Source organism: Marinovum sp. (assembly GCF_034669705.1).
In the GTDB taxonomy this organism is placed as follows: domain Bacteria; phylum Pseudomonadota; class Alphaproteobacteria; order Rhodobacterales; family Rhodobacteraceae; genus Marinovum.
Genome location: NZ_JAXMOR010000027.1, coordinates 19,096 through 44,182 on the forward strand (window position 1 = coordinate 19,096; position 25,087 = coordinate 44,182).

Consider the following 25,087-nt stretch of genomic DNA (forward strand, 5'->3'; position numbering starts at 1 on the left):
TCAGGACTCCTTGCCGTTGAACACGGTGTCTTCAAAACTGCGCTCGCCGCTCTCGGTGTCCTCGACCCAGAGCCGGATCGCGGTGCGGGCCTGACCGGCGGCCGCACTGCCGGCCGGGGCGATCACGTAGATCTTGTGCAAGCGGGTGGCGTCGGCGGGCACGGTGACGGTGGGGCCGGCCGCGCCTTCGACCTCCAGCAATAGGGTCGGATCACCCGCCACCGAAAGCCGGAACGGCTGGGCGCTGCCGTGCTTGTTGCGCAGGCGGACCTCGTAGGTGTTGCGGATCGCGCCGTCGGACAGGGTGACAAAGGTGGGGTTGCGCACCGGGGCGACCGTCATGTCGATCTCGGGGCGGATGAAGAGAGCAACGAGCAACGCCAGCCCGACGCCGGCCCAGAGCGCGGTGTAAAGCACGGTGCGGGGGCGGAACACTTGCTGCCAGATCGGCTTGGGCGGCTCACCCGCGCGTTCGGCCGCCTCGTCGGTCAGCGCCATGTAGTCGATGAGCCCGCGCGGCTTGCCGATCCTTGCCATCACGTCGTCACAGGCGTCGATGCAGAGCGCGCAGGTGATGCATTCCATCTGCTGGCCGTTGCGGATGTCGATGCCCATCGGACAGACGTTGACGCAGGCCATGCAGTCGATGCAGTCGCCGGGCGGCCGGTCCTTGGCGGGCGTCGCGGCGCGGGGCGGCGCATGGGGCATCGGCGTCGAGGGGTAGGCGGGGGCGGCGCGCCCGGTGACGGCCTCTTCCGCCGCGATCTCGAGTGACAGCACCTTGTTGCGGGGCTTGCGCCGCGCGTTGCCCTTGCCACGCGGCTCGCCGCGCCAGAAACGATAGCCGACGGTCAGGGTGTCTTCGTCCATCATCGCCGCCTGGATGCGCGGCCAAGGGCAGGCATAGATGCAGATCTGCTCGCGGGCAAAGCCGCCAAAGACAAAGGTCGTCAGCGTCAGGATCGCCACGGTGACATAGGCCACGGGATGCGCCTCGCCTGTCACGAGGGCGCGCAGCAGCGTCGGCGCATCGGCGAAATAGAACACCCAGGCGCCCCCGGTGACGAGCCCGATCAGCAGCCAGAGCGCCCACTTTGTGAGCCGCAGCCGCGCCTTGCGCAGGTCCATCTTCTGCCGGTGCAGGCGCAGCTGCGCGTTGCGGTCGCCCTCGATCCGGCGTTCGACCAGCAGGAAGAGATCGGTCCAGACCGTCTGCGGACAGGCATAGCCGCACCAGACCCGGCCCAGCGCCGAGGTGAAGAGGAAGAGCCCGAGCCCGGCCATGATCAGCAGGCCGGCGACGAAATAGAACTCATGCGGCCAGATCTCGATCCAGAAGAAATAGAACCGCCGGCCCGCCAGATCGATCAGCACCGCCTGATCCGGCAGGCTCGGCCCCCGGTCCCAGCGGATCCAGGGCACCAGGTAATAGATGCCCAGCGTGACGATCATGATCGCCCACTTGAGGCTGCGGAACCGCCCCGAGACGCGCTTGGGAAAGATCGGTTCGCGCGCCTTGTAGAGGCTCTGCTCTGTGGTGTCGGTCACGTGCGGGCTCCGGCTGAGGGGTCAGGCCCTTGTGACCGCTGTGCGCCGCCCCGGCCTTGACCTGTGTCAAATAGCGGGGCGCGGTGGCGGTTTTCTTCAGCCGGCGGTCATCGGCGGCGCCTTGCCCTGCTGGCGCAGCCAGGTGACGAAGCGGCGCAGCGGCGGGCGCTGCACCCCGGGGCGGGTGACGATGAAATAGCCCTTCTTGCGCACATCCTCGAACAGCACCCGCAGCCGGCCGGCAGCGACATCCTCCTCGATGAAGATCCGCGCGGTGATGGCGATGCCCTGGCCCTGCCGCGCCGCCTCGATCATCAGGTTGCCGGGCAGCGACGAGATGCCCATGGCGCGATTGCGGCCGACCCCCAGCCGGGCAAACCATTCGGTGGCCTCGTTGGTGCCTAGCTCCTGCAGCCAGTGAAAGGCGCGCAGATCATTGAGGTCGTCGAACTCGCGGCTGCCCACCAGCGAGGTCGCGGCGACCACGGCGATCGGCGAGGTCACCAGCAGTTCGGCGTCGAGCCCCGGCCAGTCGCCAGAGCCATAGCGCAGCGCCACGTCGATGCCGCCGGGCTCGACCGGCTTCACATCCGCTGTCGGGTCGATCATCAGGCTGACGGCGGGATTGGCGGCGCGGAAATCGGCCAGCCGCGGCATCAGCCACGAGGAGGCAAAGCTCGGCGTCGCCGAGACCATCAGCGGCCGGTCGGCATCGCGCCCGGTCAGCTCGTCGCAGGCCCGCGCCACGCCGCCCAAGCCCTCGAGCAGCGCATCGGCCAGCCGCTGGCCCTCGGGCGTCAGCACCATGGCGCGGCCCGAACGGTCGAGCAGGGTGAGGCCTATATGGGTCTCGAGATTGCGGATTTGCTGGCTGATCGCGGCGTGGCTGACGTTGAGCGCATCGCCAGCGGGCTGCACCGCGCCCTTGTCGGCAAAGGCGGCAAAGGCCCGCAGAGCGGCCAGAGGGGGCAAGGCGGTCCAGTCCATCATGTAATCCTGTCTTACACGTATGAAATATTCCAGACTCGCCCGTCAGCCGTCAATAGCGCATGTTGAGAGCACATCAACAAGGTCCCCAGGAGGCTGACATGTTCGGAATTTTTGCAGACGTCTTCAAGCGCGCAACCTATCTCGACGACCCCCACGCAGGCTATCGCCGGGAGGAACCGCCGCAGCGCGACATCCATCAGCGCGCGCCGTTCCACTGGTCTTACGAGACCCGCCGCCGGCTGGGGCGCGAGGACAATGGCTGAGCGTCAGAGGCCACGCCGCTGGCCCTGGGGCCGCGGACGCTGGCGGCGGCAGGAGCTGCCCTTCGGCCGACGCTACCTGTGACACCAAAGGCCGCCCGCGCAGGCGGCCTTTGCCGTTTCGAACACCGGAGCCCCGCGAGACGCAAATCACGATCGGGGCCCCGGTGCCGACCCGGAGACGGAAGGGCTGTCCCCGGTGTTCGCTAGTCGGTCGCAGTTGCCTCGCCGCCGCCAAGCCCGTGGACATAAGCAGCCACCGCCCGGATCTCGGCCTCGCTCAACCGCCCCTGCCAGGCCGGCATGACGCCGTAGCGGGCGTTGTGCACGGTCTCGACCAGCCGCTCGTAATCGCCGCCATAGAGCCAGATCGCGTCGGTCAGATCCGGCGCGCCCTGGGTCCGGTCGCCGGTGGCGTCCTCGGCATGGCAGGCGGAACATTGCTCGGCAAAGACCGCGGCCCCGGCCGTAACTTCACCGGGGTCCTGAGGCTCGCCCGAGAGCGACATCACGTAGTTCACCACCTGGCTGATCTCCTCATCCTCGAGCAGGTCGTCGCGGCCAAAGGCGGGCATCATCGAGAACCGTGTGTCGGGGTGTTCTTCGATGCGAATGCCATAGGAGATCGTCTCATGGATCGCGGTGATGTCGCCGCCCCAGAGCCAGTCATCGTCGAGCAGGTTGGGATAGCCGCTGGCCTGGGCACCAGCTGCGCCAGAGCCGTGACATTGCGCGCACCAGGTGCGGAACACGGCGGCCCCTGCGTTGCCGGCATAGCTTACAAGCGCGGGGTCATTGTCAATCGCCGTCAGCTCCGTTGTCTCGAGCCGCGCGTTGATCTCGGCATTGGCGGCATCGACCGCGGCGATCTCTGCCGCCACCTCGGCGCGGGTGGAATAGCCCAGCACACCGGCGGTCGCCCGCGAGATCCCCGGCCAGGCGGGATAGGCGATGGTACAGCCGATCCCCCAGACGATGGTGGCGTAGAAAGCCCAGAGCCACCAGCGCGGCAGCGGGTTGTTGAACTCTTCGATCCCGTCCCAGCTGTGGCCGGTGGTTTCGGGATCGCCCTTTTGCTTCGGGGGTGTCCGGCTCATTTCACCACCTCTCGGCCAGGCGCTGCCGGCCGGTCGTCATGGCGCAGCGGGATGGCGGCGCAGTCGCGATGGGCGGCGCGGCTGCTGGGGCGCAGGACCCAGGCCACCATGCCGACAAAGAAGGTGAACAGCACCAGAAGGCCCCAGCTGTCGGCCAGTTCGCGCAGGATGGAGTAGTTTTCCATGACAATGCCTCCTTATCGGCTCGCGTCGGGGGTGAAGGTCGAGAAATCGACCAGCGTGCCCATCATCTGAAGATAGGCGATCAGCGCATCGGCCTCCGAGACGCCCGGCGTGCCATCGAAATTGCGCACGTTGACGGCTTCGCCATAGCGCTCGAACAGCCCGTCGTAATCGCTGTCGGGGTCGGCCTGGGCGCGGAAATCGGCCTCGGCGCTCGCCACCATCTCTTCGCTGTAGGGCACACCGACGATGCGGTGGGTGGCCAGCAGGTCATCGACATGGCGGCCGTCGATCAGCGTCCGTTCGAGCTGGTCGTATTTCGGCATCACCGATTCCGGCACCACCGACTGCGGATCGCGGAAGTGATCGACGTGCCAGTCGTCCGAATACCGCCCGCCGACACGGGCGAGGTCCGGCCCGGTGCGCTTGGAGCCCCATTGAAACGGGTGGTCATACATCGATTCCGCGGCCAGCGAGTAATGGCCATAGCGTTCGACCTCGTCGCGCATCGGCCGGATCATCTGGCTGTGGCAGGTGTAGCAGCCCTCGCGCACATAGATGTCGCGCCCGGTCAGCTCCAGCGGGGTGTAGGGGCGCATGCCAGCGACCTTTTCGATGGTGTTGTCGAGGTAGAACAGCGGCACGATCTGCACCAGGCCGCCGATCGTCACGACGAGAAAGCTGAAGATCAGCAGGAGCGTCGCGTTCTTCTCGAGGATCTTGTGCCGGTCGAGGATCGAGCGGCGGCGCGGCCGCGCGCCCAGGCCAGTGGCGGTTGCGGGCATCGGGGGTTTGTCAGTTGCCATCTCCGGTCTCCTTATTCAGCCGGCGTGGCATGGGCTGCGGCGGCAGGGGCCTCGACGGCCGGGCTGCGTCTCACAGTCATCCACAGGTTGAAACACATGATCAGCGCGCCGGCGAGGAACATCACGCCCCCGAGGCCCCGGACCACATACATCGGCAATTTCGCGGCAACGGTGTCGGCGAAGGAATTCACCAGGAAGCCATTGGCATCCACCTCGCGCCACATCAGCCCTTCCATGATGCCGGTGACCCACATCGAGGCGGCGTAGAGCACGATGCCGATGGTCGCGAGCCAGAAGTGCCAGCTGACGAGGCTCAGGGAATAGAGCCGCTCGCGGTTCCACAGGCGGGGCACCAGGAAATAGAGCGCGCCGAAGGTGATCATGCCGTTCCAGCCCAGCGCGCCGGAATGCACGTGGCCGATGGTCCAGTCGGTGTAATGGCTCAGCGAGTTCACCGCGCGGATCGACATCATCGGGCCCTCGAAGGTCGACATGCCATAAAAGCCGATCGAGATCACCATCATGCGGATCACCGGATCAGTGCGCAGCTTGTCCCAGGCGCCAGACAGCGTCATCAGCCCGTTGATCATGCCGCCCCAGGAGGGCATCCAGAGGATGATCGAGAACACCATGCCCAGAGTCGAGGCCCAGTCGGGCAGGGCGGTGTAATGCAGGTGGTGCGGCCCGGCCCAGATATAGAGGAAGATCAGTGCCCAGAAGTGGATGATCGACAGCTTGTAGCTGAAGATCGGGCGTTCGGCCTGTTTCGGGACGAAGTAGTACATCATGCCGAGAAAGCCCGCGGTGAGGAAGAAGCCCACGGCGTTGTGGCCGTACCACCATTGCACCATGGCATCCTGCACGCCGGAAAACACCTGCACCGATTTCGAGCCCCAGATCGACACCGGGATCGAGAGGTTGTTGACCACATGCAGCATCGCCACGGTGACAATGAAGGCCAGGTAGAACCAGTTGGCGACATAGATATGCGGCTCGCGGCGGCGGATGATCGTGCCGAGAAAGACCGCGAGATAGACCAGCCAGACCAGTGTCAGCCAGAGGTCGATGTACCACTCGGGCTCGGCGTATTCCTTGGACTGGGTCGATCCGAGCAGATAGCCCGTGGCGGCCAGCACGATAAAGAGCTGGTAGCCCCAGAACACGAACCAGGCGGCATTGCCGCCCCAGAGCCGCGCGGCGCTGGTGCGCTGGACCATGTAGAAGGAGGTGGCGATCAGCGCGTTGCCGCCAAAGGCGAAGATCACCGCCGAGGTGTGCAGCGGCCGCAGCCGGCCGAAATTGGCATAGCCTTCGGACCAGTCGAAATTTAGCGCCGGAAAGGCCAGCTGGAAGGCGATGAAGGTGCCGACCAGAAAGCCCACCACCCCCCAAAGCGCGGTGGCGATCACCCCGTAACGGACGACACCGTCCATGTAGGCGGTCTCGTCGACCGGCGCGGGCGGATCTTCGTCGGTGTTGCGCAGCACCCAGAGGAACAGGCCGCCGGCGATCACGAGAATCAGCACGGCATGCACCTGATAGGCCAGGTCGCGCGCGAAATTGGCCGCCAGCGCCGAAAACAGCACCAGCAGACCGAGCGCGGCCAGATTGATATAGTTCAACATGGTTCGTCCCTTCGTCTGGCCCCGCAGGATTCGTTGACCGCCGGGCAAATACGGATGCGGCGTTTCTGCGCCGGCGGGGCGCGGGCCGCCTTGATCTGGGTCAAGCGATCGGTCGCCCGGGTTTGATCTGGCTCAAGGCGCGGCGGGTGCGGCGGGCCCAGGGTGAGGGGACACAATGAGGGAGATGCCTCGATGACCTACCAATCCATAGTTACCGTTCTCACCGACAGCGCGCTCGACACCTCGGTGCTACCGCAGGCCGCCGATCTGGCCAGCCAGATGCAGGCCCATCTCGAGGTGCTCTGCCTCGGCGTCGACAGCAGCCAGAGCGGATACTACTTTGCCGGCGCCAACGCGGTGATCCTGCAGGAGGCGCTGACCCGCGCCTCGGCCGAGGCGCAGGCGCTCGATGCGGCCGCGCGGGTCTGGCTGGGCCGGGCCGACCTGCGCTGGAGCACCGATGTCGCCATGGCACAGGCCAGCGATCTGGGCCGCCTGGTGGCGGGGCACGCGCGGTTTGCCGACCTTGTGGTGCTGTCGAAACCCTATGGCGCAGGCTGCGGCATCGATCAGGAGGCGGTGATCGAGGGCGCGCTCTTTGGTGCGCAGGTGCCGGTGCTGGTGATGCCGGAGGGGCTGATGCCCCGGGCCGCACCGCGCCGCGTGGTCATCGGCTGGAACGAAAGCGCCGAGGCATTGCGGGCGGTGCGCGCCGCATTGCCCCTGCTCAAGACCGCCGACCGGGTGGCGGTGACCGTGATCGATCCGCCGGTGCACGGGCCGACCCGCTCGGACCCGGGCGGCCCGCTGTCGCAATATCTCGCGCGGCATGGCGTCAAGGTCGAGATCGACATCCTGTCACGGTCGCTGCCGCGGGTGTCAGAGGTGCTGGCACGCTATTGCACGGACGCCGACGCCGATATGCTGGTGATGGGCGCCTATGGGCATTCGCGGTTCCGCGAGGCGATCCTGGGCGGCGCGACACGCGACCTGCTCGAACACGCGCGGCTGCCGGTGTTCATGGCGCATTGAGGGGCGCGCGCTCAGGCCTGCTGGGTGATCCAGACCCCAAGGCCCATCACCCCGATGCCCAGCGCACGGGTCAGGGTGAGCGGCGAGACCTGAGCGGTGAAGAGGCCGAAATGGTCGATCGCCGCGGCGCTGACCAGCTGGCCCAGCAGGACAAAGAACACCGCGTTGCCGACGCCGAACTTCGGCGCGATCCAGGTGACTGTGAGCACGTAGAAGGCGACAAAGAGCCCGGCGAGGAACAGATGCCGCGGCGCGCCTGCCGCCCGCGCCAGCGCGGTCGGGCCAGTGATCAGCAGGACGGTGAGCGTGGCCAGAAGTGCGACGCAGAACAGGATGGTCGCCGCCGCCGCCGGAGAGCCCATGCGCTGGCCCAGCGCCGCGTTCAGCGCGGCGAGCAGCGGAATGCCGAACCCGGCGGCAAGCATGGTCAGGGCGTAACTCGGCATCGGCCGTCTCCTTTGGCAGGTCGGGCACACTATGGCGCGAAATTCCCTGGGCGCCAGCCTCTTTGCCATTGCGGCAGGGAGGCGGGGATTTATAGGTCACATCACGCGAGCAACAGGACATGACATCATGAAACTCACCCGCCCCCAGGCCTTGGGCCTTGCCGCACTGACGGCCGTTACGGCCCTGGCGGCCTGCAAGCCCAATGAAATGCCGCAGGCCGAGGACGGGCGCAGGCTGTTTGTCGAGAATTGCGCGCTGTGCCATGGCCACGGTGGCGCAGGCGACGGGCCGCTGGCCGATGGGCTGAAGCCCGCGCCGGCCGATCTGACGCGGATCAGTGCCCGCAATGCCGGCAGTTTCCCGCGCGCCGAGGTGCTCTCGACCCTCGATGGCTATACCAGGGTCGACCTGCCCGGCACCGGGATGCCGGAATTCGGCGCGCTGCTGAGGGGCGATCTGGTGCCGGTCGATGTGGGCGACGGGCGGCTGACGCCGACCCCGCGCAGGCTGGTGGCGCTGATGGAATACCTCGAAAGCATCCAGGACTAGTAGATATAGCGGATCTGGTCGGTCCAGTAGCGCTCGACCCGGCGCAGCGAGCCGGTGATCTCGGTGATCCCCTCGGGGCCGAGCACGCCGCGCGCCTGCAGCCCCTCGGCGTGGCGGGCAAAGAGCTGCGCCACCACATCGCGGATGTCACGCCCCTTGGGCGTCAGCCGCACGCGGACCGATCTTCGGTCGATCTCGCAGCGCTGGTGGTGCATGTATCCTGCTTCGACAAGTTTCTTGAGATTGTAACTGACGTTGGAGCCCTGGTAGTAGCCACGGCTCTTGAGTTCGCCGGCCGTCACCTCGTTGTCGCCGATGTTGAACAGCAACAGCGCCTGGACGGCGTTGATTTCCAGCACGCCGACGCGTTCGAACTCATCCTTGATGACGTCCAGCAGCAACCGGTGCAATCGTTCGACGAGGGCCAGCGCCTCGAGATAATTGGCCATGAAGCCCGCATTTCCGGGCGCGGGCAGGGAGGAATGCAAGCTCATCAGGGTCTCCGCCATTCGTCTCTTTGACGGCAGGTTGACGGAGAAACCCGAAAAAAGCGTTAAAACCCGGCAGGAATTGCGCGCCTCAGCCGGTTTGGCCGACGCCGCCGGTGACCGAGAGCGCCACGGCGCGGATATCGGCGATCATCCCGGCGTGCTCGGCCGGTGCTGCCACCTGGCCCGACACCCATTGATAGAGGTCCTGATCGTTCTCGGCCAGAAGCGCCTCATAGCGCGCCAGCTCCGCCGCTTTCATGGTCTCGAGCCGGGCCTCGGCATAGGCCATCAGGATCAGGTCCATCTCCTTGATGCCGCGCCGCATCGACCGCATTCGCAGCCGCTTGACCTGCGCCTCCCGCGCCGCGCTCATGCGCCGGTCTCCGACAGCCGCTGGCGCAGCTTCTTTTCCAGCCGGCCGAGCTTTTCGGCGTTGGACTTCATCACCGCCTTCATCTCGCGCAGCTCGATCAGCAGTTCGTTGACATCCGGGGTCAGCAGGTCGACGTCGTCGGGGTCCGAGACACCCTCGCCCTCGCCGTTGAGCAGCCACATCAGCGAGACATTGAGGATGCCGGCCATGATCGAGAGCCGGTTGGCGCGCGGCTCGAGCAGGTCGTCTTCCCATTTCTTCAGGGTGCTCAGCTTGACGCCGAGCCGCTTGGCCAGCACCGCCTGGCTCATCCCCGCCTGTTCGCGTGCGGCGGCCAGCCGGTCGCCGAACGTGGCCGCATCGGGGCCATACCAATCGGTGGTGTCGTCGTGCATCTGGTGCTCCTCGTGGGCCTTCCCGCTTGAACGGCCTTCCAGCGCAATCTAAGACGGATGGCAGTGATATACAAACCACAGGCCCGACCCGATGTCCCTGCTTTCCGACACGCTCGCCCGTGTCAAACCCTCGCCCACCATCGCCGTCACCACCAAGGCCGCGGAACTGCGCGCCGCCGGCCGTGACATCATTGCGCTGGGCGCCGGCGAGCCGGATTTCGACACGCCGGACCACATCAAGCGCGCCGGGATCGCCGCGATCGAGGCCGGCAAGACGAAATACACCGCCCCCGACGGCATCCCCGAGCTGAAGGCGGCGATCTGCGAGAAATTCGCCCGCGAGAACGGGCTGAGCTACACCCCCGAGCAGGTCAGCGTCGCCTCTGGCGGCAAGCAGATCCTCTACAACGCGCTGATGGCGACGCTGAACCCCGGCGACGAGGTGGTGATCCCGGCGCCCTACTGGGTGAGCTATCCCGACATGGTGCTGCTGGCCGGCGGCGAACCGGTGGTGGTGGAATGCCCGCTCGAGACCGGCTTCAAGCTGACGCCCGAGCGGCTCGAGGCGGCAATCACGCCCCGCACCAAGTGGCTGATCTTCAACTCGCCGTCGAACCCCACCGGCGCGGGCTATGCGCGGGCCGAGCTGAAGGCGCTGACCGATGTGCTGATGCGGCACCCGCATGTGCATGTGATGACCGACGACATGTACGAGCATCTCGCCTATGACGATTTCAAATTCTGCACCCCGGCCGAGGTCGAGCCCGGGCTCTACGACCGCACGCTGACCTGCAACGGCGTCTCCAAGGCCTATGCGATGACCGGCTGGCGGATTGGCTATGCGGCGGGGCCCAAGGCGCTGATCGCGGCAATGCGCAAGATCCAGTCGCAATCGACCTCGAACCCCTGCACCATTTCGCAATGGGCCGCGGTCGAGGCGCTGACCGGGCCGCAGGATTTCCTCGCCGACAACGTCACGCTGTTCGCCGGCCGCCGCGACCTTGTGGTGCGGATGCTGAACGCGGCCCGTGGCGTGACCTGCCCCAACCCCGAGGGCGCTTTCTATGTCTATCCCTCGATTGCCGGGCTGATCGGCAAGACCAGCGCCGGCGGCACCTTGATCGACACCGACGAGGCCTTTGCCACGGCGCTTCTGGAAGAGACCGGCGTGGCGGTGGTCTTCGGCGCGGCCTTCGGGCTCAGTCCGAACTTCCGGGTCAGCTATGCCACCTCAGAGGCGCAGCTCGAGGAGGCCTGCCGGCGGATCCAGAGCTTCTGCGACGGGGTGTCCTGAGCCGATGACCGGAGACCTTCCAGAGTACTACTTCCGCATCCGCGACAATGGCGCGCTGGTGTTCCGTCTGGACACCGGCAACCGGCAGCGGCGGATCGAGATGGAGCAGATCGCGGCGGTCAATGTCCGCAGCGGCGAGGTCAAGCCGCAAGGGGGCCGCGCGCTGACCGAGGCCGACCGGGCCGAGATCGACCGCTGGATCGCCGACCGCAAGGCGCTGCTCGAGGCGCGCGAGGTCGACGATATCCTGCGGACGGTGGATCACATGAACCTGACCACGCAGTGGGCCCAGTCGCAGGCCAGCGCCGACGATCTGGAAATGGTAACCGACGCGCTGCTGCTGGCGATGCACGATCTGCGCACGGTTCTGGTGCGCAAGAAGGCGGACCGGCTGCTCAAGGACGCGTGAACGGGCCGGCTGCACGGTGCCGGGGCGGGGCCCTCAGCCCTGCACCAGCCGGTCGACGCGCAGCCAGAACCGCGACATCATCAGCACCCCGGCGGCGGCAAGGCCGATCACCAGACCGGCCCAGACGCCGACGCCCCCGAACCCCCAAGTGAACCCCAGCAGGTAGGCCGACGTCAGCCCGAGGCCCCAGTAGCTGATCGCGGCGATGATCATCGGCACCGTGGTGTCATGGATGCCGCGCAGCAGCCCGAGGCCCATCACCTGCATCCCGTCGGCCAGTTGGAAAAGCGCCGCCATCACCAAAAGCCCGGTGCCGAGGGTGATGATCGTCGCGCGGTCCGGGTCGGTCTTGGACAGGAAGAGCGAGATCAGCGGCTCGGGCCAGAGCAGAAAGACCGCGCAGGTGACCAGAGCGATCACCACCGAGAGCGCGATCACGCTCCGCGCCCCGCGTTTGAGCGAGAGACGGTCGCGCTGGCCATAGGCGTTGCCGGCGCGCACCGTCGCGGCATTGGACAGGCCGAGGTGGACCATGAAGGCGGCGGTGCCGATCTGCAGCACGATGCCATGGGCCGCCAGCGGCACGGTGCCGAGCCAGCCCATCATGATCGACGAGGCGGCAAACAGGCCGACTTCGGCGAAGTTGGTCAGCCCGATCGGCACGCCCATCCGCAGCACCCGGGCCATGACGTCGAAATCCGGCCGCCACAGGCGGGCAAAGAGCGCGTGTTCCGGCAGGGTGGCGCTGGCATAGATCACCACGCCCACGAGCGAGACCAGATGCACCACCAGCGAGGCGCAGGCGGCCCCGGCGACGCCCAGTTCCGGGGCGCCCCAGTTGCCGAAGATCAGCATGTAATTGGCCAGCCCGTTGGCCACCGCCGCGATCACCGTGATCCAGAACACGACCGCTGTGCGCTCGAGCGCCGCGAGGTAGCTCTTGATCACCATCACCAGAAGCGCCGGGATCAGCGCCGCGCCGGTGATCCTCAGGTAGACCTGCGCCTCCGCCGCCAGCGCCGGGTCCTGGCCCAGCGCCTCGAGCAGGGGGGCGGAGAACCAGAACATCGGCAAAAAGAGCGCGCCGTAGATCACCGAGAGCCAGAGCCCCATGCGGGTCACCCGGCGCAGCCCGATCTCGTCGCCCTCGGCCGCCGCCGAGGCCACCAGCGGCATCACCGCAAAGGCGAAACCCGAGCCCACCAGGAAGGTGACGAAGAACACCGTCGAGCCCAGCACCAGCGCCGCCAGCGCCTCGACCCCGTACCAGCCCATCATCACCGTGTCGGTCAGCCCGATCAGGAATTGCGCCAGGTGACCGCCCACCAGGGGCAGGCCGATGCGGGTGATGGCACGGATGTGCTGGGCGTGGGTCAGGGGCGTCTGCATGCGGCTGCTCTATCACTCTGGCGGCATCCGGCAAGCCCTTTCGACCCGCCACTGGCGTCAGGGACGGCCACCCAGGATCAGCTCGCGGGTCTCGCGGAACAGCTTGCGGGTCATCGCCGCCTCGAAGCCTTCGAAGCCCGCCGCCTCTTCGAGAAAGGGACCGGGGCCGCGCAGCACCTCTTGCCGGTAGTAGGGCACGACGCGAGCGTCGTCGCCGGTGACGACAAGGCCGTTGACGGTGACATTGGCGAAGGGGAAATGGCGATAGGCGAGCTGCGGCCGGAAGCCCTCGTTGGTGATGCCGTCGCCGGAGACATCGACCACCTGCCGCAGGCAGGCCGGTGCGCGCTGCAGCATCCCGGCGGCATAGCCCAGCGCATAGCCCATGGCGGTGGGAAACTCGGAATAGGAGCGGGGCAGGGCGCGCACCCGGTCCGCCACCGCCGCCAGGTCATCGGCGCCCTCCAGCAGCACCCAGTCCTGCAGCACCTGCTGCTGCTGGCGGCCGCTCCATTCAAAGATCGCCAGCGCCACCGGGCCGGAGCCATCGAGAATGGCCCCCGCCACTGCCGTGTCGGTGAGCGCGGCGGCGAGGCCCTGGCGCTGCAGCTGGTGCTCGGCCGCGTCGACCGAGGCCGAGACATCCAGCGCCAGCACCAGCGCCAGCCGGCAGTTTGCCGCCACCGGCCCGGCCCAAAGTGCCAGCAGGCAGAGCGCCAGCCAGCGCATCACCAGTGGCCGGTGTTTTCCATGCTGGCCCAGGGCTCCTGCGGCGCCAGCGCCTCGCCCTCCTGCAGCAGCTCGATCGAGATATTGTCGGGCGAGCGGACAAAGGCCATGTGGCCATCGCGGGGCGGCCGGTTGATGGTGACGCCGGCGTCCATCAGCTTTTGGCACAGGCCATAGATGTCCTCGGTGCGATAGGCGAGATGGCCGAAATGCCGGCTGTCGGAGGGCAGGCCCTCGTCGCCGTCCCAGTTGTAGGTCAGCTCGACCGGACATTCCTCCTGGCCCTCGGGGGCCATGAAGACCAGCGTGAAGCGGCCCTTCTCGCTCTCGTTGCGGCGGGTCTCTTTGAGGCCCAGAAGTTCGTAGAATTTGATCGAGGTCTCGAGGTCCTTGACCCGGACCATGGTGTGCAGATAGCGCAAGGCCATGCCTGTCTCCTTTGATTGCTGTGGCGGAGCCTAGGCGCGGCGGCGCGGATGTCCAGTGCCTGCGCGCTCAGAACGCCGAGCGCAGACCGAGCGAGACCGAGAGCTCCTCGGTCTCGAAGCGGCTGACGTTCGACAGGGTGCGCTCTGACGTGACGGTGAGCGTCGGGGTGAACCCCATGTAGCCCAGACCGTCGAAGCCGAAGCTGACCTCGGCGCTGCTGCGGGTGTCCTCGCGGCCGCCCGGCACGGTCCAGAACAGGATGCGGTAATCGTGATAGGTGGTCTCGGTGACGCTTAGCGAGGCCGAGAGCGAGACCGGCCCGATCGGTTTCGCCCGCTGATACGACAGCCGCGCCGAGCGCGCGGTTGACCGCGCCTGGCCGTTGTCGGACTGCGCCCAGGTGGTGCCCACGGTCAGCGCCAGCCGGTCCTGGCTGGCCAGGGTGTGGATCGCCCCAAGGCTGACGCCGGTGGTCTCCACGTCCGGCAGGCCGGCGGCGTCCTCATGGCGGACCTGATAGTTGGCCCCGGCGGTCAGCCGCAGCTCCGGCCCAAGGTCGAAGCCGTAGGACAACCCGCCGCTGGCCACATCATAAGACCGCTCGCCGCCGTTCCAGACCTGGCCGAAGCTGATCGTCGCGGTGGCGAGGCCGCGGCCCGGGCCCAAGGCACGGCGGTGCGACAGACCGAGCGCGCCATAGGTCGAGCCGTAATCGGCGTCTTCGGCCAGTGGCGCCTTTCTCCGCGCCTCATCGCTCAGCGCCACCCGGCGGACCTGGCCGGTGCCGGTGAGCCGGGTCTCGAAACCCTCGCCTTCGTGCAACCGGTAGCTGAAGCTGCCGCCGACCTCGGCGATGGTGCCCGACAGCGCCTGTGTCGTGGCGGGCAGGATGCCCACGACCGGGATGCCGTCGATCACGTTGATCCGGTCGGCCGCACCGTTGTTGACGTTCGACGAGGGCACGATCTGGCCCGAGAGCTGGAACCTGAGCCGGGCGGCACTGCGCAGGGCGCGGTATTCGTGGATCGCGCGGTCGCGGGTGCTGGCCGACGGGGCGGCCTGCAAGGCGCGGCGCATCCACAGCTGGCCCATGACAAAGCGCGCGTCACGCGCCTCGGTGGCGGCCACCACGCGGGCGGCCTCATGGCGCTGTCGCGGGCTGTCGGCATGGCGATAGGCGAGCTTGGCGGCGCGGCGCGCCTCGTCGAGGTTGCCGGCCTGCATCAGCACGGTCGACATCACCATATGGGCAAAGGCGTTCTGCGGGTCGCGGCGCAAAAGCTCCAGCGCCAGGCCGCCGGCCAGGTCCTGCCGTCCGGCGTCAAGCGCGCGCAGGATCAGCGCGCGGACCTCTGTCTGAGACAGTGCGATCGGGTCCGAAGGCCCGGACTGTGTCTGGGCTGTCGCCGTGGCATCGGGCCAGGCCGGCCCGGTCAGGCCCAGGCACAGCCCGAGGATGGCAACCCGGGCCCGCATGGGATCAGTTCGGCGCGACGTTATCGCAGATCGCGGCATCGCCATCGAGACCGCATTGGGTCAGGACGAACACACCGTACTCATGCTCGTTGTCGATACCGTCGATATGGCCGGAAATCGAGACCAGACCGGCCACGCTCGAGGCATCCTCGCCGCCGAAGATGCCGCCGTAATTGCCGACACCGGCGCCGGCATTGTCCGGATCGCCGTCGTCGATCTCGACCTCGCCGAAGAACTCGCCGTTCGCGTCGATCTCGCTGACCAGCAGCGCCAGGTCATCGAGCGGCAACAGCGACCCGTCGGCCGAGCTGATCAGCACCCGGTCGTAGATCGCACCGTTGACCGCGTTGTCGGCAAAGTTGGCGTTCAGGAAAATCGTCCCGGCCACCCGGCTCGGCTCGCCCGGCAAGAGCGTCGGATCGGTGCCCGGCGGCACCGGCAACAGGTTGGACCCGGCGCTCGAGGTGAGGTTGGTCAGACCGGCGTAGTTGCCGGCATAGGAAACCTGTCCTTCGCCCGGACTGTTGCCCAGCGCGGGCGGGTCGAAGCTGCCGTCGCGGTCGTAATAGCCGCCGCCCTGAAAGGTGTTGAACTGGCCGCCGTCGGTGGCCACGCCGGCGATCACGCTGCCATCCAGGCTGGCCGCCGCCAGCACCACGAAGAGCCGGTCGAGCGGATCTTCCTGGGTGGTATAGGCGAGATAGCCGTTGGTATCGAGCGCCGTGTTGCGGGTGAAGCTGGTGCTCAGCGGGGTGCCGTCAAGCGCCGTGATCTCGACGGTGATCGTGTCGCCACCGGGGGCGCTGACACGGCCCAGGTTGGAGGCCAGCGCCTCGTTGATCGCCGCCGCCGCCGGCTCTTCGGTGTCTTCGGGATCCTCCTCGAAAGGATTGTCCTTGCCTGTGCTGCCCGTGCACGCACCCAGCGCCGTCGCCGCGATGAGCGACACAACAAAACGATTCATGAAACTGCCCCGGTCTTTGCCCGTTTATTTTGTCCACAGGCTGAGTCGCGCCGGGCGATAAGTCAACGTTGAAAACCGGATAGCGTGCAGAGTTCACCTGACTGCGGCAAATCGGGCATACCAAGTCTCCGTTTCTTTCCAAGGCCCGACACCATATATGGTGGGGTCCTGATTCATCTTGTAGAAAGGATTCGCCCCATGTCCGTCACGCCCGAACAGGCCGCCGAGATCGAAGCACTCCGGGCCGAGACGACACCCACCCGCCGGGCCACCGCGCCGGGGATGGAGGCGCATCTCTATACCGTCTACCCGGTGCTCGATCACGGCTTTGTCCGCGTGGTCGATTACATGGGCGACGATGCCGCGATCTGTCAGGCGGCGCGGGTGAGCTATGGCCGCGGCACCAAGTCGGTGACCAACGACGAGGGGCTGATCCGCTACCTGATGCGTCACTGGCACTCGACGCCCTTCGAGATGTGCGAGATCAAGCTGCACGTGAAGCTGCCGGTCTTCGTCGCCCGCCAGTGGATCCGCCACCGCACCGCCAACGTCAACGAATACTCCGCCCGCTACTCGATCCTCGACCGCGAGTTCTACATCCCCGAGCGCGACGCGCTGGCGGCGCAATCCTCGGTCAACAACCAGGGCCGCGGCGAGGCTTTGTCGGGCGCAGAGGCCGACCGCGTACTGCGCTATCTGCGTGATGATGCGATGCGGGCCTATGACCATTACGAAGAGATGATCTCGGATGACGGCCAGCAGGGCCTCGCGCGGGAATTGGCGCGGATGAACCTGCCGGCGAACATCTATACGCAATGGTATTGGAAGGTGGATCTGCACAACCTGCTGCATTTCCTGCGGCTGCGCGCCGACGCTCATGCGCAATACGAAATCCGCGTCTATGCCGACGAGATCTGCAAGCTGGTCGCCGACTGGGTGCCTTTCGCATTCCGGGCGTTCGAGGATTACCGGATGGGCGGGGCGACCTTGTCGTCGACGGCGCTTGAGTGTGTGCGGCGGATGTTGAAAGGTGAGGAGGTCACGCAGGAAACCTCTGGCATGAGCAAGGGGGAATGGCGGGAGTTTTTGGGGGTTTTGAATGCTTGACAGATTGGCCCTTCTGACGTTGCCTAACGTGTAATTTAGAGGGGCGTAGGTGATGAGTGGAATAGAAATTGCGGTTCAAGCGCTTGCGGAGCGAGTGAAGGAACATTCCGAGACAATCCAGACAGAGGAAGCTGTCAAGACCTCCGTTGTCCTGCCGTTCTTGCAGGCGCTTGGCTACGATATCTTTAACCCGGGGGAAGTTGTCCCTGAATTCACTGCGGACGTCATCGGCAAGAAGGGCGAGAAGGTCGATTACGCTATTCTTCGGGATGGCGAAGTCTCCATCTTGATTGAGTGCAAGGGTCTCAGTACACAGTTGAATGACAAGCACTTGGGGCAGCTTTACCGATACTTCACTGTAACAAATTCTCGTTTTGCAATTTTGACAAATGGAAGGGAGTACCGTTTCTTTTCAGACCTCGAGGAAATTAATAGACTCGATAGAAGGCCATTTTTTACCTTCGACTTATTGGAATACTCGAACTCAGCAATAACTGAGTTGTCCAAATTTTCTAGATCTAGTTTTGACGTTGAGAACATTTTGGCTCAAGCCGAGCGGCTCAAATACGTGTCGGCCATCAAAGCATTCTTGGCCAATTGGATGGAAAATCCACCTGAGCCGTTGACGAAGATGGTTGCATCTGAAGTGTTTGATGGTCGTTTGACGGTTCAGGCACGCGAAATGTTAAGTGTTGCCACAGTCTCAGCCTTTAAGGAAATAGTCAGAGACAACGTTAGAACAAGGCTTTCTTCGGCTCTGGATGAGCCACCGACAAGCAGTGCAGTGTCGGAGGTTGCCGACGCCGTTCCTGACGATGGGTTGGATACTACACAGGAAGAAATTGAAGGCTGGCTTCTGATAAAAAGCATTCTCAGAGGTACGGTCGATTCAAAGCGTATATTCATGCGTGATGCGAAAAGTTATTGCGCTATCCTTCTTGATAACAATAATCGGAAGCCTGTTGTACGACTGCATTTCAATAGGTCTCAGAAATATGTTGGCCTCTTCGACGCTGAAGGAGAGGAAAGGATCCCGGTGGATGGGTTGGACGATATTCTTCAATATGCCGACCGGATCGCGAAGACTGCAGAGAAGTACGATTGTTGGAACTACCTTGGCGATAGGCGTAGGGTGGGTTTCTAACCTACCGTCCCGAAAAGGTGGGTTAGAAATCCACCCTACATCTCATGCCACCGACTCGATCACTTACACCCCGGGGCTCCGCCCGTTCGGACCTGAAACGATCCCCCGGATCGTTTCCGGGACGGTCCTCACCCCAATATCCCCGGCCAGTTGGCCTCGCCCTTGGCAATGTTGCCCGGCACGTCCTGCAGCCACAGTTCCCGCGCCCGCAGGTTGGCGTTGAGATAGAGCCGGCCCTCGTGGACCGTCCAGGCCTCAGGCACCGTCGGCGCGAGATAGCCGCGAGAGGCGGCAAAGGCACAGTAGCCGCCAAAGCGCGGCGCGTAGCGTGCAAGATCGCCGACAAAGGCATCGCGGTTGGCGGCGCTGGCGAAATGCCAGGTGGCGCCGGTCCACTCGGCGGCAATCGCGCCACCGGCCAGCACCGGGGCGCCGGTGGTGACATAGGCCACCGGATCGGCGCCGTTGATCGCCACGCCGCCGGTCTGAAACACCCGCGGTTCGGCGGCAAGCCCCGGACGCGGCAGCAGCGGCGCGGCCGCGAGGGCGGTGAGCAGGGTACGGCGGGTCAGCATGGCATGTCTCCGGTGGTGCAGGGGCAAGGATGCCCCGGACTGGGCGCGCGCAACAGGCCCCTCGCCGAGGCGTGATCCCCCGTGAACACCGTCGCCTCCGGAGAGGGGGCACCCCACCGCCCGCGACCGGGCGCCGCAGCCTCTTGGAGCCGGCTCGAAAACCGCGTAACCCCGTGCCCATGCGCCTGACCCTTCGTCCCCTTGCCGGCCTGCTGCTGGCCCTGCTGCTGAGCCTCACCGGCCAGAGCATGGCCGTGGCCCGCGGTGCCGCGCCGCCGGTGGGGGTGATGGTGCTCTGCACCGGCGCCGGCCCGCTGACCGTGCTGGTGGACGAGACCGGCGCGCCCACCGGCCCGCGCCACCTCTGCCCGGAGTGCGCCCTGTCGCTGTTCGACGCCGCGCCGGGCTCGGCTGCCGCGCTGCTGAGCCGTGCCTTTGTCCGCGAGGCCCCCGCGACCCCGGTGCATACCACCGCAGCCGGGCAAACGCTGGCAGCCCCTCGGGCGCGCGGTCCGCCAGTCTCTGTGTGACCCCCGTTGTTCAGACCAAACAGACCAACCCACACAGACCGGAGTTTCAGATGACCCTGACCCGCCTTACCGCGGCGCTTGCCGCCACGTGCCTTGCCACCATCGCCCTGGCCGAAGACATCCTGATCGAGGACGCCTATGCCCGCGCCTCGAACCCCCGCGCCGGCGCCGCCTTCATGGTGATCCACAACCACGGTTCGGAAGACGACCGGCTGATCGACGTCCGCTCTGACGCCGCCGCGCGGGTCGAGTTGCACACCCATCAGGACATGGGCGACGGCGTGATGAAGATGATCCACGTCGAAGAGGGCATCGCCCTGCCGGCCGGTGGCAGCCATGCGCTTGCCCGGGGCGGCGACCACGTGATGTTCATGGGTCTGACTGCGCCTTTCGAACAGGGCGCGACGGTGGCCGTCACCCTGACCTTCGAACGCGCCGGAGAGATCGATCTGGCGATCCCGGTCGACCTCGAGCGTCAACCGCAGGCGCATGGCGTGACGGACCATGGCGCTCACGACCACGGCGCAACGGACCATGATGCCCACGACCACGGCGCAACGGACCATGACGGCCACGGGCACTCCGGCCACTAGTCCAGCAACGACGCCACCCAGCGGGGCACGGTCTCTGTCGCCGGCCCGGTGAGGCAGCTGTCGAACAGATGCGAGACGGCGGTGGGCTCGAGGCTCATCTCCACCGTCTCGGCCCCGGCGGCGCGGGCGTCCTCGACGAAGGCCGCCGCCGGGTAGACCTGGCCGGAGGTGCCGATCGCGGCGAAGAGATGCGCCTCGGCCAGCAGCCCGGCGATCTCCTCCATGAAATGCGGGTACTCGCCGAACCAGACCACGTCGGGCCGGGCGGCGGCGCGGTGACAGTCGGGGCAGGGGGTCTCTTCGTCCATCTCGAGCGGCGCCGCCCAGCGATGGCCGCAAATGTCGCAGAGCGCGCCCGTCAGCTGCCCATGCATCTGCAACACGTGGTGCGAGCCCGCCCGGCGGTGCAGGTCGTCGACGTTCTGGGTGACGAGGGTCACCGCGTCGCTGCTCTCGGCCTCGAGCCGGGCCAGGGCGGCGTGGGCGGCATTGGGCCGGGCCTCGGCGGCCTGCCGGCGGCGCGCGTTGTAGAAGGCATGGACCAGCGCCGGATCGCGGGCAAAGCCCTCCGGCGTCGCGACATCCTCGATCCGGTGCCGCGCCCAAAGCCCGTCGGCGTCGCGAAAGGTGCCGAGCCCGCTCTCGGCCGAGATGCCGGCGCCGGTGAGAATGACGATCCTGCCCATGGGCTCCTCCTGTGCGCGGGGACGCCCGACACCGGGGCCCCGATTGCCCCCGCCGCACCCGCAAGCTACACCGGGGCGATCCCGCGGCAATATTGGCAAAGGTGCACGCTCATGACCACCCGCATCCTCTTCGTCTGTCTCGGCAACATCTGCCGCTCGCCCGCCGCCGAGGGGGTGGTCCGCGAGCTGGCTGGCGATCTGGCCAGCGATCCGGGCCTGCAGCTCGACAGCGCCGGCACCGGCGACTGGCACATCGGCCACCCGCCGCATCCGCCGATGCAGGCGGCGGCCCGGCGGCGCGGCTATGACCTGAGCCGGCAGCGGGCGCGGCAGCTTGCGGCGGCGGACTTCGACGCTTTCGACCTGATCGTGGCGATGGATGCCGAGAACCTGCGCAACATCGAGGCCCTGCGCGGCGGCTCTGACACCCCGGTGCGGCTCTTCACCGATTATGCCGAGGGCCCCGAGGATCACGTGCCAGACCCGTATTTCACCGGGGATTACGACGGCGCCCTGGCGCTGATCGAACGCTGCGCCAGAGGGCTGTTGCGCGACATCGCGCCCTGAGCCGGAGGCGGCACTTTTCACCATGAGCCGGAGGCGGCACTTTTCACCATGAGCCGGAGGTGGCACTTTTCAACCCCGGCCGGTCAGGCTAAGGCCGGGGCGACAAGACCTGCAGGAGGCCGGAGCATGTGGAAATTTTGGATCGCCGGAGTGGCGCTGGTGGCAGTGGCGGGCTGCGAGACGGTGCGCGGCGCCTCACGCGACCTGCAATCGGCAGGCCGCGTGGTGGAACGCGCGATCCCCTAGCTGTCGTCGCCGTCGCGTTCGAGCCGGAAGCCGAGCTTCACGCCGACCTGGAAATGCGCGACCTCGCCGTCCTTGACGTGGCCGCGGATGTCGGTGACCTCGAACCATTCGACATGGCGCAGACTCCTGGAGGCGGTGCGGACCGCCTGTTTCACGGCGTCGTCGATGCTGTCGGTGGACGAGCCGTAGACTTCGGTGACGGGATAGACATGTGACATGTTCGGGTCCTCCGGTTGCTGTCTGTGCCCCGGATCCTAGTGCGCATCGCCCGCCTGTCGAAGTTTCTCAGAGCCCGAGCAGCGCCTTGGCCTGGGCCAGCGCCTTGACCGAGGCGGCATGGCTGCCGGCCTTGTGCAGCGCCTCGCCCTCGGCGCGGAGTTGTTTGACTTTTGCCAGATCGGCGGCTGATAGGCTGGCGGTCTGCAGCGCGGCGTCGACGGCGGCCATGTCGGCCGGGCACTGGTGCGCGGCGGCCGGGCTGGCGAGCAGCGCCAGTAGGGCGGCGGTGGTGAGGTGTTTCATGGTGGGTCTCCCCCGAGGTTGCGTGTGGGGGAGGGTAGCATGGAGGGGGAGGGAGTGGGGGTCACGTTTGGGTGGGCGCTGTTAAAGGTTGCAATTTAAATTCTGGGATTTACTGTGTTGCAGTGTCGTTAGGCGGTAATGCGATGTCCGAAAAGCGAATAGAGCCAATTTTAGGACGCACCTGCCGAAGCAGTTTATTTATGACTTGGGTCTTTATTTGCAAACGTGCGCACATATTGAGTTGGCAGTCTGCAGCTTGGTTATGAATATTGAGGCGAAATCCAACAATCTCCAAATATTAACTAAACTATTCTATGAGCTTCGGAAGCTACCAATTAAAGACCTTCTTGTACGGTTGCGAAGGGCTGCAAGGTTAATTCAGGGAGATTGGGGGCGGAGTCTGGAAGACCTCACCGCATGGCTAGCGACCTATCAAGGCAATAGGAATATAGCTGCGCACGGAGCCTTTTTTCCTAGTGAAAACAATAGGCATCTGCGAGTTTTATATATCCATAAACGCCGGGATCACGGGAAGCTTGTTTACTATCCAGAAGAACAGAATGTCTCGCGAGAACTCGCGCTTGAACTTATTGCCGACGCAGACAGAATTTTACGGACCGTAACTGCTCTTGACGAGGCAGTCCGGCTTGGAAACGTGCAAATCGGGCCGCCAACTCCCTAATGGCTCTAGGAGAAGATGGACGGTGACCCGTCCATCTTTCGAGCGTTGAGAAAGCCTCTCGACAAATTGGGCGGATCGGTGGGGTGAAACCCCACCCTACGGCTCACCCATCCATCTTCAACGCCGAAATAAACGCCTCCTGCGGGATGTCCACCTTGCCGAACTGGCGCATCTTCTTCTTGCCGGCCTTCTGCTTCTCGAGCAGCTTCTTCTTCCGCGTCGCGTCTCCGCCATAGCATTTCGCCGTCACGTCCTTGCGCAGCGCCGAGAGGGTCTCCCGCGCGATCACCTTGCCACCGATGGCCGCCTGGATCGGGATCTTGAACATGTGGCGCGGGATCAGCTCCTTCAGCTTCTCGCACATCGCCCGGCCGCGCATCTCGGCGCGGTCGCGGTGCACCATGGTCGAGAGCGCGTCGACCGGCTCGTCATTCACCAGCACCTGCATCTTGACGAGGTTGTCCTCGCGGTACTCGGTCATTTGGTAGTCGAAGGAGGCATAGCCCTTGGTGACCGATTTCAGCCGGTCGTAGAAGTCAAAGACCACCTCGTTGAGCGGCAGGTCATAGACCACCATCGCCCGCGCACCGGCATAGGTCAGGTCCATCTGGATGCCGCGGCGGTCCTGGCAGAGCTTGAGCACGTCGCCGAGGAATTCGTCGGGCACCAGGATCGTCGCCTTGATCCGCGGTTCCTCGAGGTGGTCGATGGTCGAGGGGTCGGGCATATCGGCGGGGTTGTGCAACTCGATGAAAGAGCCGTCCTTCATGTAGATGTGATAGATCACCGAGGGCGCGGTGGTGATCAGCTCGATGTCATACTCGCGCTCGATCCGGTCGCGGATCACCTCGAGGTGCAAAAGCCCGAGAAAGCCGCAGCGGAAGCCGAAGCCCAGCGCCGCCGAGGTCTCCATCTCGTAGCTGAAGGAGGCGTCGTTCAGCGCCAGCTTCTCGATCGCGTCGCGCAGGTCCTCGAATTCGGAGCTGTCGACCGGGAAGAGCCCGCAGAACACCACCGGCTGCGACGGCGCGAAGCCGGGCAGAGGCTTTTCGGCGCCCTTCTTCTCGTGGGTGATGGTGTCGCCCACTTTGGTATCGCGGACCTGCTTGATCGAGGCGGTGATGAAGCCGATCTCGCCCGGGCCAAGCTCGTCGATCACGGTCATCGCCGGGCGGAAGACGCCGATCCGGTCGACGCCGTATTTCGCGCCGGTCTGCATCATCCTGATGTTGTCGCCCTTCTTGAGCACACCGTCCATGATCCGCACCAGCACGACGACGCCGAGATAGGGGTCATACCAGCTGTCCACCAGCATCGCCTTCAACGGCGCTTCGCGGTCGCCCTTGGGGGCGGGCAGGCGGTGGACGATAGCCTCGAGCGTCTCGGCGATGCCGATGCCGGTCTTGGCCGAGACCTGCACCGCCTCGGAGGCGTCGATGCCGATCACGTCCTCGATCTGCTCGGCCACGCGGTCGCAATCGGCGGCGGGCAGGTCGATCTTGTTGAGCACCGGCACGATCTCGTGGTCGGCGTCGATGGCGTGATAGACATTGGCCAGGGTCTGCGCCTCGACGCCTTGGGTCGAATCGACCACCAGCAGCGAGCCTTCCACGGCGCGCATCGAGCGCGAGACCTCATAGGCGAAATCGACGTGGCCGGGGGTGTCGATCAGGTTGAGCACGTAATGCTCGCCATTCTTGGCCACATAGTCGATCCGGACGGTTTGCGCCTTGATGGTGATGCCGCGTTCGCGCTCGATATCCATGCTGTCGAGCAGCTGTTCCTTCATGTCCCGCAGGGCCACCGTATTGGTGGATTGGATCAGCCGGTCGGCGAGGGTGGATTTCCCGTGGTCGATATGCGCGACGATCGAGAAATTACGGATATGGGCGAGGTCTGTCATGCTTGGGGATATGATGTGAAACGGGCGGATCGTCAATCGGGCTTGC

Annotated in this window: 31 protein-coding genes; 11 read left to right on the forward strand and 20 right to left on the reverse strand. The window is 65.7% G+C overall.

The features are described 5' to 3' along the window. On the reverse strand, positions 1-1,548 hold the full coding sequence (locus VOI27_RS16970) for a cytochrome c oxidase accessory protein CcoG (protein ID WP_323766680.1): 1,548 nt from the start codon (positions 1,546-1,548) through the stop codon (positions 1-3). Between the two features lie 96 nt (positions 1,549-1,644). Then, positions 1,645-2,535 carry a LysR family transcriptional regulator gene (locus tag VOI27_RS16975; protein WP_323766784.1) on the reverse strand — a complete coding sequence of 297 codons (891 nt, stop codon included), beginning with the start codon at positions 2,533-2,535 and terminating at the stop codon, positions 1,645-1,647. Between the two features lie 101 nt (positions 2,536-2,636). On the opposite strand from VOI27_RS16975, the gene VOI27_RS16980 reads away from it, so the two are divergent. After that, complete coding sequence (locus VOI27_RS16980) at positions 2,637-2,801, forward strand: hypothetical protein (protein WP_323766682.1); 165 nt, start codon at positions 2,637-2,639, stop codon at positions 2,799-2,801. A gap of 203 nt (positions 2,802-3,004) precedes the next feature. Here the strand turns inward: VOI27_RS16980 and ccoP are convergent, their stop codons facing one another. Genes ccoP through ccoN form a run of 4 tightly spaced genes read right to left on the reverse strand, consistent with a single transcriptional unit; the run spans position 3,005 to position 6,509 of the window. Next, positions 3,005-3,895, reverse strand: a complete 891-nt coding sequence (gene ccoP / locus VOI27_RS16985; RefSeq protein WP_323766684.1) for a cytochrome-c oxidase, cbb3-type subunit III — start codon at positions 3,893-3,895, stop codon at positions 3,005-3,007. Beyond that, the gene (locus VOI27_RS16990) at positions 3,892-4,080 is read right to left on the reverse strand and encodes a cbb3-type cytochrome c oxidase subunit 3 (RefSeq protein ID WP_323766686.1); all 189 of its coding nucleotides are present in this window, start codon (positions 4,078-4,080) and stop codon (positions 3,892-3,894) included. Before VOI27_RS16990 ends, ccoP begins: the two co-directional genes overlap by 4 nt. Positions 4,081-4,092: 12 nt before the next feature. Next, positions 4,093-4,863: a cytochrome-c oxidase, cbb3-type subunit II gene (gene ccoO, locus VOI27_RS16995; protein ID WP_323766786.1), complete on the reverse strand. Its 771-nt coding sequence runs from the start codon at positions 4,861-4,863 to the stop codon at positions 4,093-4,095. Between the two features lie 32 nt (positions 4,864-4,895). After that, the gene (gene ccoN / locus VOI27_RS17000; protein WP_323766688.1) at positions 4,896-6,509 is read right to left on the reverse strand and encodes a cytochrome-c oxidase, cbb3-type subunit I; all 1,614 of its coding nucleotides are present in this window, start codon (positions 6,507-6,509) and stop codon (positions 4,896-4,898) included. A gap of 192 nt (positions 6,510-6,701) precedes the next feature. Here ccoN and VOI27_RS17005 point away from each other — a divergent pair, with 192 nt between their 5' ends. Next, positions 6,702-7,541 (forward strand): universal stress protein, encoded by an 840-nt coding sequence (locus tag VOI27_RS17005; protein ID WP_323766690.1) that lies wholly within the window; start codon positions 6,702-6,704, stop codon positions 7,539-7,541. A gap of 11 nt (positions 7,542-7,552) precedes the next feature. Here VOI27_RS17005 and VOI27_RS17010 read toward each other — a convergent pair whose 3' ends face one another. Further along, positions 7,553-7,987, reverse strand: coding sequence for a DMT family transporter (locus tag VOI27_RS17010; RefSeq protein ID WP_323766692.1), 435 nt, complete (start codon positions 7,985-7,987; stop codon positions 7,553-7,555). A 127-nt stretch (positions 7,988-8,114) separates the two neighbouring features. Here VOI27_RS17010 and VOI27_RS17015 point away from each other — a divergent pair, with 127 nt between their 5' ends. Continuing rightward, on the forward strand, positions 8,115-8,537 hold the full coding sequence (locus VOI27_RS17015; RefSeq protein ID WP_323766694.1) for a cytochrome c: 423 nt from the start codon (positions 8,115-8,117) through the stop codon (positions 8,535-8,537). Here the strand turns inward: VOI27_RS17015 and VOI27_RS17020 are convergent. The 3 genes from VOI27_RS17020 to VOI27_RS17030 form a co-directional block, all read right to left on the reverse strand. After that, the gene (locus tag VOI27_RS17020; protein WP_323766696.1) at positions 8,534-9,031 is read right to left on the reverse strand and encodes a MarR family winged helix-turn-helix transcriptional regulator; all 498 of its coding nucleotides are present in this window, start codon (positions 9,029-9,031) and stop codon (positions 8,534-8,536) included. The two genes, VOI27_RS17015 and VOI27_RS17020, sit on opposite strands and share 4 nt — an antisense overlap. Positions 9,032-9,116: 85 nt before the next feature. Then, positions 9,117-9,401 (reverse strand): succinate dehydrogenase assembly factor 2, encoded by a 285-nt coding sequence (locus tag VOI27_RS17025; protein ID WP_323766698.1) that lies wholly within the window; start codon positions 9,399-9,401, stop codon positions 9,117-9,119. Then, entirely contained in the window at positions 9,398-9,796 is a 399-nt protein-coding gene (locus VOI27_RS17030; protein ID WP_323766700.1) for a helix-turn-helix domain-containing protein, read from the reverse strand. The genes VOI27_RS17025 and VOI27_RS17030 overlap by 4 nt, the downstream gene beginning before the upstream one ends. A gap of 91 nt (positions 9,797-9,887) precedes the next feature. On the opposite strand from VOI27_RS17030, the gene VOI27_RS17035 reads away from it, so the two are divergent. Then, positions 9,888-11,090, forward strand: coding sequence for a pyridoxal phosphate-dependent aminotransferase (locus VOI27_RS17035; RefSeq protein ID WP_323766702.1), 1,203 nt, complete (start codon positions 9,888-9,890; stop codon positions 11,088-11,090). 4 nt (positions 11,091-11,094) lie between these two features. Then, positions 11,095-11,499 carry a hypothetical protein gene (locus VOI27_RS17040; RefSeq protein ID WP_323766704.1) on the forward strand — a complete coding sequence of 135 codons (405 nt, stop codon included), beginning with the start codon at positions 11,095-11,097 and terminating at the stop codon, positions 11,497-11,499. Positions 11,500-11,532: 33 nt separating this feature from the next. On the opposite strand, the gene VOI27_RS17045 is transcribed toward VOI27_RS17040, so the two are convergent. The 5 genes from VOI27_RS17045 to VOI27_RS17065 form a co-directional block, all read right to left on the reverse strand. Further along, entirely contained in the window at positions 11,533-12,888 is a 1,356-nt protein-coding gene (locus tag VOI27_RS17045; RefSeq protein ID WP_323766706.1) for an MATE family efflux transporter, read from the reverse strand. A 57-nt stretch (positions 12,889-12,945) separates the two neighbouring features. After that, positions 12,946-13,617 carry a DUF1194 domain-containing protein gene (locus VOI27_RS17050; protein ID WP_323766788.1) on the reverse strand — a complete coding sequence of 224 codons (672 nt, stop codon included), beginning with the start codon at positions 13,615-13,617 and terminating at the stop codon, positions 12,946-12,948. Further along, complete coding sequence (locus VOI27_RS17055; protein WP_323766708.1) at positions 13,617-14,045, reverse strand: VOC family protein; 429 nt, start codon at positions 14,043-14,045, stop codon at positions 13,617-13,619. The genes VOI27_RS17050 and VOI27_RS17055 overlap by 1 nt, the downstream gene beginning before the upstream one ends. A gap of 67 nt (positions 14,046-14,112) precedes the next feature. Continuing rightward, entirely contained in the window at positions 14,113-15,522 is a 1,410-nt protein-coding gene (locus VOI27_RS17060; RefSeq protein WP_323766710.1) for a hypothetical protein, read from the reverse strand. A 4-nt stretch (positions 15,523-15,526) separates the two neighbouring features. After that, complete coding sequence (locus VOI27_RS17065; protein ID WP_323766712.1) at positions 15,527-16,486, reverse strand: thymidylate synthase; 960 nt, start codon at positions 16,484-16,486, stop codon at positions 15,527-15,529. Between the two features lie 198 nt (positions 16,487-16,684). Between VOI27_RS17065 and thyX the strand changes: the two genes are divergently transcribed. Both thyX and VOI27_RS17075 read left to right on the forward strand, forming a co-directional pair. Then, positions 16,685-17,593, forward strand: coding sequence for an FAD-dependent thymidylate synthase (gene thyX / locus VOI27_RS17070; RefSeq protein WP_323766714.1), 909 nt, complete (start codon positions 16,685-16,687; stop codon positions 17,591-17,593). Positions 17,594-17,645: 52 nt separating this feature from the next. After that, positions 17,646-18,737: a type I restriction endonuclease gene (locus tag VOI27_RS17075; RefSeq protein ID WP_323766716.1), complete on the forward strand. Its 1,092-nt coding sequence runs from the start codon at positions 17,646-17,648 to the stop codon at positions 18,735-18,737. A gap of 128 nt (positions 18,738-18,865) precedes the next feature. Here VOI27_RS17075 and VOI27_RS17080 read toward each other — a convergent pair whose 3' ends face one another. Beyond that, positions 18,866-19,312, reverse strand: a complete 447-nt coding sequence (locus VOI27_RS17080) for a YHS domain-containing (seleno)protein (RefSeq protein ID WP_323766719.1) — start codon at positions 19,310-19,312, stop codon at positions 18,866-18,868. A 179-nt stretch (positions 19,313-19,491) separates the two neighbouring features. Here VOI27_RS17080 and VOI27_RS17085 point away from each other — a divergent pair, with 179 nt between their 5' ends. Continuing rightward, complete coding sequence (locus VOI27_RS17085) at positions 19,492-19,842, forward strand: hypothetical protein (protein ID WP_323766721.1); 351 nt, start codon at positions 19,492-19,494, stop codon at positions 19,840-19,842. A 50-nt stretch (positions 19,843-19,892) separates the two neighbouring features. Next, entirely contained in the window at positions 19,893-20,435 is a 543-nt protein-coding gene (locus VOI27_RS17090) for a copper chaperone PCu(A)C (RefSeq protein WP_323766723.1), read from the forward strand. Here the strand turns inward: VOI27_RS17090 and VOI27_RS17095 are convergent. Then, entirely contained in the window at positions 20,432-21,121 is a 690-nt protein-coding gene (locus VOI27_RS17095; RefSeq protein ID WP_323766725.1) for an NAD-dependent deacylase, read from the reverse strand. The two genes, VOI27_RS17090 and VOI27_RS17095, sit on opposite strands and share 4 nt — an antisense overlap. 111 nt (positions 21,122-21,232) lie before the next feature. Between VOI27_RS17095 and VOI27_RS17100 the strand changes: the two genes are divergently transcribed. Together VOI27_RS17100 and VOI27_RS23165 are read left to right on the forward strand one after the other, a co-directional pair. Next, positions 21,233-21,688 (forward strand): low molecular weight protein-tyrosine-phosphatase, encoded by a 456-nt coding sequence (locus VOI27_RS17100; RefSeq protein WP_323766727.1) that lies wholly within the window; start codon positions 21,233-21,235, stop codon positions 21,686-21,688. 126 nt (positions 21,689-21,814) lie between these two features. Beyond that, on the forward strand, positions 21,815-21,934 hold the full coding sequence (locus VOI27_RS23165) for an entericidin EcnAB (RefSeq protein WP_416374687.1): 120 nt from the start codon (positions 21,815-21,817) through the stop codon (positions 21,932-21,934). Here VOI27_RS23165 and VOI27_RS17105 read toward each other — a convergent pair. From VOI27_RS17105 to lepA, 3 genes are all read right to left on the reverse strand, one after another. Next, positions 21,931-22,152, reverse strand: a complete 222-nt coding sequence (locus tag VOI27_RS17105) for a dodecin (protein WP_323766729.1) — start codon at positions 22,150-22,152, stop codon at positions 21,931-21,933. The genes VOI27_RS23165 and VOI27_RS17105 overlap by 4 nt on opposite strands. 67 nt (positions 22,153-22,219) lie before the next feature. Next, positions 22,220-22,456, reverse strand: a complete 237-nt coding sequence (locus VOI27_RS17110) for a hypothetical protein (protein WP_323766731.1) — start codon at positions 22,454-22,456, stop codon at positions 22,220-22,222. Positions 22,457-23,241: 785 nt separating this feature from the next. Beyond that, complete coding sequence (gene lepA, locus VOI27_RS17115) at positions 23,242-25,041, reverse strand: translation elongation factor 4 (protein WP_323766733.1); 1,800 nt, start codon at positions 25,039-25,041, stop codon at positions 23,242-23,244. Between the last annotated feature and the right edge of the window lie 46 nt (positions 25,042-25,087).

Bases quoted from the DNA above. Each gene is read 5' to 3' on its own strand.
- VOI27_RS16975 (WP_323766784.1), bottom strand. From the start codon at position 2,535: ATGGACTGGACCGCCTTGCCCCCTCTGGCCGCTCTGCGGGCCTTTGCC.
- VOI27_RS16980 (WP_323766682.1), top strand. From the start codon at position 2,637: ATGTTCGGAATTTTTGCAGACGTCTTCAAGCGCGCAACCTATCTCGAC.
- ccoP (WP_323766684.1), bottom strand. From the start codon at position 3,895: ATGAGCCGGACACCCCCGAAGCAAAAGGGCGATCCCGAAACCACCGGC.
- VOI27_RS16990 (WP_323766686.1), bottom strand. From the start codon at position 4,080: ATGGAAAACTACTCCATCCTGCGCGAACTGGCCGACAGCTGGGGCCTT.
- ccoO (WP_323766786.1), bottom strand. From the start codon at position 4,863: ATGCCCGCAACCGCCACTGGCCTGGGCGCGCGGCCGCGCCGCCGCTCG.
- ccoN (WP_323766688.1), bottom strand. From the start codon at position 6,509: ATGTTGAACTATATCAATCTGGCCGCGCTCGGTCTGCTGGTGCTGTTT.
- VOI27_RS17005 (WP_323766690.1), top strand. From the start codon at position 6,702: ATGACCTACCAATCCATAGTTACCGTTCTCACCGACAGCGCGCTCGAC.
- VOI27_RS17010 (WP_323766692.1), bottom strand. From the start codon at position 7,987: ATGCCGAGTTACGCCCTGACCATGCTTGCCGCCGGGTTCGGCATTCCG.
- VOI27_RS17015 (WP_323766694.1), top strand. From the start codon at position 8,115: ATGAAACTCACCCGCCCCCAGGCCTTGGGCCTTGCCGCACTGACGGCC.
- VOI27_RS17020 (WP_323766696.1), bottom strand. From the start codon at position 9,031: ATGAGCTTGCATTCCTCCCTGCCCGCGCCCGGAAATGCGGGCTTCATG.
- VOI27_RS17025 (WP_323766698.1), bottom strand. From the start codon at position 9,401: ATGAGCGCGGCGCGGGAGGCGCAGGTCAAGCGGCTGCGAATGCGGTCG.
- VOI27_RS17030 (WP_323766700.1), bottom strand. From the start codon at position 9,796: ATGCACGACGACACCACCGATTGGTATGGCCCCGATGCGGCCACGTTC.
- VOI27_RS17035 (WP_323766702.1), top strand. From the start codon at position 9,888: ATGTCCCTGCTTTCCGACACGCTCGCCCGTGTCAAACCCTCGCCCACC.
- VOI27_RS17040 (WP_323766704.1), top strand. From the start codon at position 11,095: ATGACCGGAGACCTTCCAGAGTACTACTTCCGCATCCGCGACAATGGC.
- VOI27_RS17045 (WP_323766706.1), bottom strand. From the start codon at position 12,888: ATGCAGACGCCCCTGACCCACGCCCAGCACATCCGTGCCATCACCCGC.
- VOI27_RS17050 (WP_323766788.1), bottom strand. From the start codon at position 13,617: ATGCGCTGGCTGGCGCTCTGCCTGCTGGCACTTTGGGCCGGGCCGGTG.
- VOI27_RS17055 (WP_323766708.1), bottom strand. From the start codon at position 14,045: ATGGCCTTGCGCTATCTGCACACCATGGTCCGGGTCAAGGACCTCGAG.
- VOI27_RS17060 (WP_323766710.1), bottom strand. From the start codon at position 15,522: ATGCGGGCCCGGGTTGCCATCCTCGGGCTGTGCCTGGGCCTGACCGGG.
- VOI27_RS17065 (WP_323766712.1), bottom strand. From the start codon at position 16,486: ATGAATCGTTTTGTTGTGTCGCTCATCGCGGCGACGGCGCTGGGTGCG.
- thyX (WP_323766714.1), top strand. From the start codon at position 16,685: ATGTCCGTCACGCCCGAACAGGCCGCCGAGATCGAAGCACTCCGGGCC.
- VOI27_RS17075 (WP_323766716.1), top strand. From the start codon at position 17,646: ATGAGTGGAATAGAAATTGCGGTTCAAGCGCTTGCGGAGCGAGTGAAG.
- VOI27_RS17080 (WP_323766719.1), bottom strand. From the start codon at position 19,312: ATGCTGACCCGCCGTACCCTGCTCACCGCCCTCGCGGCCGCGCCGCTG.
- VOI27_RS17085 (WP_323766721.1), top strand. From the start codon at position 19,492: ATGCGCCTGACCCTTCGTCCCCTTGCCGGCCTGCTGCTGGCCCTGCTG.
- VOI27_RS17090 (WP_323766723.1), top strand. From the start codon at position 19,893: ATGACCCTGACCCGCCTTACCGCGGCGCTTGCCGCCACGTGCCTTGCC.
- VOI27_RS17095 (WP_323766725.1), bottom strand. From the start codon at position 21,121: ATGGGCAGGATCGTCATTCTCACCGGCGCCGGCATCTCGGCCGAGAGC.
- VOI27_RS17100 (WP_323766727.1), top strand. From the start codon at position 21,233: ATGACCACCCGCATCCTCTTCGTCTGTCTCGGCAACATCTGCCGCTCG.
- VOI27_RS23165 (WP_416374687.1), top strand. From the start codon at position 21,815: ATGTGGAAATTTTGGATCGCCGGAGTGGCGCTGGTGGCAGTGGCGGGC.
- VOI27_RS17105 (WP_323766729.1), bottom strand. From the start codon at position 22,152: ATGTCACATGTCTATCCCGTCACCGAAGTCTACGGCTCGTCCACCGAC.
- VOI27_RS17110 (WP_323766731.1), bottom strand. From the start codon at position 22,456: ATGAAACACCTCACCACCGCCGCCCTACTGGCGCTGCTCGCCAGCCCG.
- lepA (WP_323766733.1), bottom strand. From the start codon at position 25,041: ATGACAGACCTCGCCCATATCCGTAATTTCTCGATCGTCGCGCATATC.